At 78.8% G+C, this 368-nt stretch carries 1 protein-coding gene; it reads right to left on the bottom strand.

The genetic code is table 11. The annotated features are described in order from the left end of the window. Positions 1-368, bottom strand: a 368-nt coding sequence (locus AN218_RS38110; RefSeq protein WP_275936967.1) for a BadF/BadG/BcrA/BcrD ATPase family protein, incomplete at both ends; no start/stop codon positions are given.

Raw genomic sequence — 368 nt, 5'->3', positions numbered from 1 at the left:
GCGTCCGTCGAAGTCGCGCATGGCCGCCTGGAGTCCGGCCTGACCGATCCAGGCTCCGCCGCCGCAGTCGCCCAGCAGATGACCCCAGCCGTCCGCGCGCTGCCACGCGCGCAGATCCGTGCCCATCGCGATCAGACCGGTGCCGCCCGCCACCACGGCGCCCGGCGACTCGCCCAGCGCGCCCGCGTACGCGGTGACGGCGTCGGCCGCGAGCGCCACCCGCACCGGCCCGAACTCCGCCGCCAGCGCCCCGGGAAGCGCCGCCCGCAGCCCCTCGCCCAGCGTCGCCATGCCCGCCGCGCCGACGCACACGGCGCTCAGTCCGTCCGCCTCCGCTCCGGCGTCCGCGAGCAACGTCCGTGCGGCGG

Source organism: Streptomyces nanshensis, assembly GCF_001751255.1.
Taxonomy (GTDB): Bacteria; Actinomycetota; Actinomycetes; order Streptomycetales; family Streptomycetaceae; genus Streptomyces; species Streptomyces nanshensis_A.
Note: the sequence above shows the minus strand (reverse complement) of the source record. Positions and strands in the feature narration are given on the sequence as shown.